At 72.4% G+C, this 3508-nt stretch carries 3 protein-coding genes; 2 read left to right on the forward strand and 1 reads right to left on the reverse strand.

Annotation, left to right across the window (positions count from 1 at the left end):
• Positions 1 to 637: thiamine pyrophosphate-binding protein (locus tag WA805_RS20270; protein WP_425243109.1), on the reverse strand; the 637-nt coding region annotated here is incomplete at its 3' end.
• A 110-nt stretch (positions 638 to 747) separates the two neighbouring features.
• On the opposite strand from WA805_RS20270, the gene WA805_RS20275 reads away from it, so the two are divergent.
• Together WA805_RS20275 and WA805_RS20280 are read left to right on the forward strand one after the other, a co-directional pair.
• The gene (locus WA805_RS20275; RefSeq protein WP_425243110.1) at positions 748 to 2178 is read left to right on the forward strand and encodes an aminotransferase class V-fold PLP-dependent enzyme; all 1431 of its coding nucleotides are present in this window, start codon (positions 748 to 750) and stop codon (positions 2176 to 2178) included.
• A gap of 88 nt (positions 2179 to 2266) precedes the next feature.
• Positions 2267 to 3508: ATP-binding protein (locus WA805_RS20280; protein WP_425243111.1), on the forward strand; the 1242-nt coding region annotated here is incomplete at its 3' end.

Genomic DNA, 3508 nt, shown 5'->3' on the forward strand with positions numbered 1-3508 from the left:
GCACCGCGCCGCCGCCCGCCAGCAGCACCGGCCGCCGCGCGTCCCGCAGCTGCCGCAGCGGCTCGTCGCCACAGAAATCGAGGCTTCCGGTGGCCGGGCCGAGCGGCGGCACTGTCCCGCCGCCACCCTGCATAGTCATCCCGAACGTATCCGTGGTGACTGTCAAGTGCACCGCCCCGGGGCGTTCGGCCGTGGCAGTCCGCAGCGCCCTGCGCAGCACCGTGTCCGCTGAGCCCGGCTCCAGCCGGGCGGCCAGCTTCGTGACCGGGGCGAACAGCCGGCCCTGGTCGACGAGCTGGTGCGTCCAGTACTGCTCACGGGAGCTCTCCACCTGGCCGGAGATCGCCAGCAGCGGGACCCGGTCCAGGGTGGCGCTCGCGACCCCGTTGAGCAGCGCGGTCGACCCCGGCCCGAGGGTGGACAGGCACGTGCCGATCCCGCCGGTGCGCATCGCGGCGCCCTCGGCCATGAACGCGGCGCTCGCCTCCCTGACGGCGGCGATGATCGCCGGGCCGCCGTCGCGGGCCGCCTCCATGAAGTCGACCACGGACTCCCCCGGGTACCCGAACACCCGCGTCACCCCCGCCTGGCACAGGTAGTGAGCCAGCGCAGTCGCAACCGTACGTTCGGAATCCATAGATCCTTTCTCCTTTTTCATGCGGATCGTGCATTAATCAGCGCGGAAGTGACGATTAACCGCTGCCTGGTGCGATCTTGGAGGACAGGGCGCGATCGAGGGGGATCGTCATGAGCGACTTTAACGCTACATATCCGGAGTACGCCGCGACGGCCCGGCTGGACAAGCTGCGGGCGACGGAGTACTCCTACCTGGACGAGGGCGGGCACGTCTACCTCGACTACACCGGCGCAGGGCTGGCCGCGCAGTCGCAGCTGCTCGCGCACGCCGCGCGGCTGCGGGCCGGCTGCTACGGCAACCCGCACTCGGACAATCCCACGTCGAGCGCGTCCACGCGCCTGGTAGCACGAGCGCGGGAAGCGGTGCTGCGCTTCTTCAACACCACGGCGGCGGAATACGCCGTCATCTTCACGCCCAACGCGACCGGCGCCTGCCGCCTGGTCGCCGAGGCGTACCCGTGGGGGCGGCGGACCCGGTTCGTGCTGACGGCCGACAACCACAACTCGGTCCACGGGATCAGGGAGTACGCGCAGGCGCGCGGCGCCCACGTCGCGTATGCCGGACTGAGCGGGACCGAGCTGCGGATCAGCGCCGCCGACGTGACCGCTGCGCTCGACAGGGGTCACGGCGCCCGGGCCGGGTTGTTCGCGTACCCGGCGCAGTCCAACTTCAGCGGCGTGCAGCACCCGCTGGGCTGGGTGCGGCAGGCCCAGGACCACGGGTACGACGTGCTGCTCGACGCGGCGGCTTTCCTGGGCACGAACCGGCTGGACCTGTCCGCGGTGCGGCCCGAGTTCGTGGCCATGAGCTGGTACAAGGTGTTCGGGTTCCCGACCGGAGTGGGCTGCCTGCTGGCGCGGCGGGACGCGCTCGCCCGGCTGCGCCGTCCGTGGTTCTCCGGCGGCACGATCCTCGCGGCCAGCGCGCAAGGCGGCTGGCACCGGATGCTCGACGACGAGGCCGGGTTCGAGGACGGCACGGTGAACTTCCTGTCTATCCCCGACGTGACGACCGGGATCGACTGGATCAGCGGCATCGGCGTCGACCTGATCCACCAGCGAGTGTCGATGCTGACCGGATGGCTGCTTGAGTGCCTCGGCCGGATGCGGCACAGCACCGGTGCTCCGCTGGTCCGGCTGTACGGGCCGTCGTCCGTCGAGGCGCGCGGCGCCACGGTCGCGCTGAACTTCCTCGACCCGGCGGGCCAGTTGGTCGACGAGCGCGCGGTGGCGCGGGACGCGGCCGAAGCCGGCATCTCGCTGCGCACCGGGTGCTTCTGCAATCCGGGGGCTGGCGAGCGGGCGTTCGGGCTGACCAGGGAGGTGCTGCGGGCGCGGCGGCTCCGCGTCCACGGGGCGGGGATGTCGTCGGTGGATGACTACCTGAGCCTGGTCGGGCTGCCGACCGGCGGCGCGGTCCGGGTGTCCCTCGGCGTCGCCTCCACGCTCGCCGACGTGGACACGTTCCTTGACTTCGCCGAGCGCACCTACCGCGACCGCTGGCCCGGCATAGCGGGCCTGTCGCCCCGGCACAGCTGCTAACCACGCGCTTCCCGGCTGCGGTGCGGCGGTGCGTGACATTAAGCTGGCGGTTTGTACCGCGATGCCAGACACGAGTACCGTGACGGCCGTGGAACGGTCTGCCGTGGCCGACGCAACAGGAGCCCGCTATGGCTTCCCCGCTGAGCTGACCGCTTTCGTGGGCCGTGCCGAGGCAGTGGCCGAGGTCGCCGACCGCCTGACCCGGTACCGCCTGGTGACGCTCACCGGCCCGGGAGGAGCCGGAAAGACGCGCCTGGCCGGACAGGTAGCCAGCCAGACGGGCGTCCGGTTCGCCGATGGCGTGTGGCTCGCGGAACTCGCGGCGGTGACCGATCCGGCCCAGGTAGCCCGTACGGTAGGCGCGGCGCTGGGGATCCGCGATCTGCCCGCGGAAGCGGGCGCCGACGCGCTGGCCCGCGCCCTGGCCCGCCGCCAGCTGCTGCTAGTGCTGGACAACTGCGAGCAGGTGATCGGCGCCGCGGCGGAGCTGTGCGCCCGGCTCCTGCTAGCCGCCGATGACGTCCGCATACTGGCTACCAGCCGGGAGCCGCTGCGGATCGCCGGAGAGGCGCGGTACCGGCTGGGCCCGCTGACCCTGCCCCCGTCCGGCGACCCGGCCGCCGCGGCGGAATGTGAGTCCGTGACGCTGTTCGCGGACCGGGCGCGGCAGGCGGACCCGGGATTCACCCTCGACCCGGATACCGTCGCGACCGTGGCGCGGCTGGTTACCCGGCTTGACGGCCTGCCGCTGGCTATCGAGCTGGCGGCGGCCCGAGTGGACGCGCTCAGCGTGGCGCAACTGCTTGACCGCATCAACGACCGGTTCAGCCTGCTGGCCGAGGCCGACCGGCTGGCCGCCGACCGCCAGCGCTCCCTGGCGGCCGCGGTCCGGTGGAGCTACCAGCTACTGGATGCCGCCGAGCAGCGGGTCTTCCGTGCGCTGGCGGCCTTTCCCGGGCCGTTCACTCTCGACGCCGCCGAGGCGGTCACGAACGCGGAGGCCGGACGGGTGGTGCTGCGGCTGGTCGACTGTTCGCTGGTGCTTCCGCCGCGGACCGGGCCCGATGGCCGGTCCAGGTACGGGATGCTCGAAACGCTGCGCGTATACGCGGGCGGGCTGCTGGCCGAGGTCGGCGAGGAGGCCGAGGTCAGCGCCGCCCTCGCCGCGTACGCGGCCGAGATGGCGACGGCGGCCGCGGTTGAGATACACACGCGCGGCCGGGAAGTGGCCGGCCTCAGCCGCCTGGACGCCGAGGATGTCACCGTGCACCACGCGCTCGCCTGGGCACTGGATCATGATCCCGCCACGGCGCTGCGGCTCGCGCTCACC

Source organism: Trebonia sp. (genome assembly GCF_049794275.1).
Classification (GTDB): Bacteria; Actinomycetota; Actinomycetes; order Streptosporangiales; family Streptosporangiaceae; genus Trebonia.

Bases quoted from the DNA above. Each gene is read 5' to 3' on its own strand.
- WA805_RS20275 (WP_425243110.1), top strand. From the start codon at position 748: ATGAGCGACTTTAACGCTACATATCCGGAGTACGCCGCGACGGCCCGG.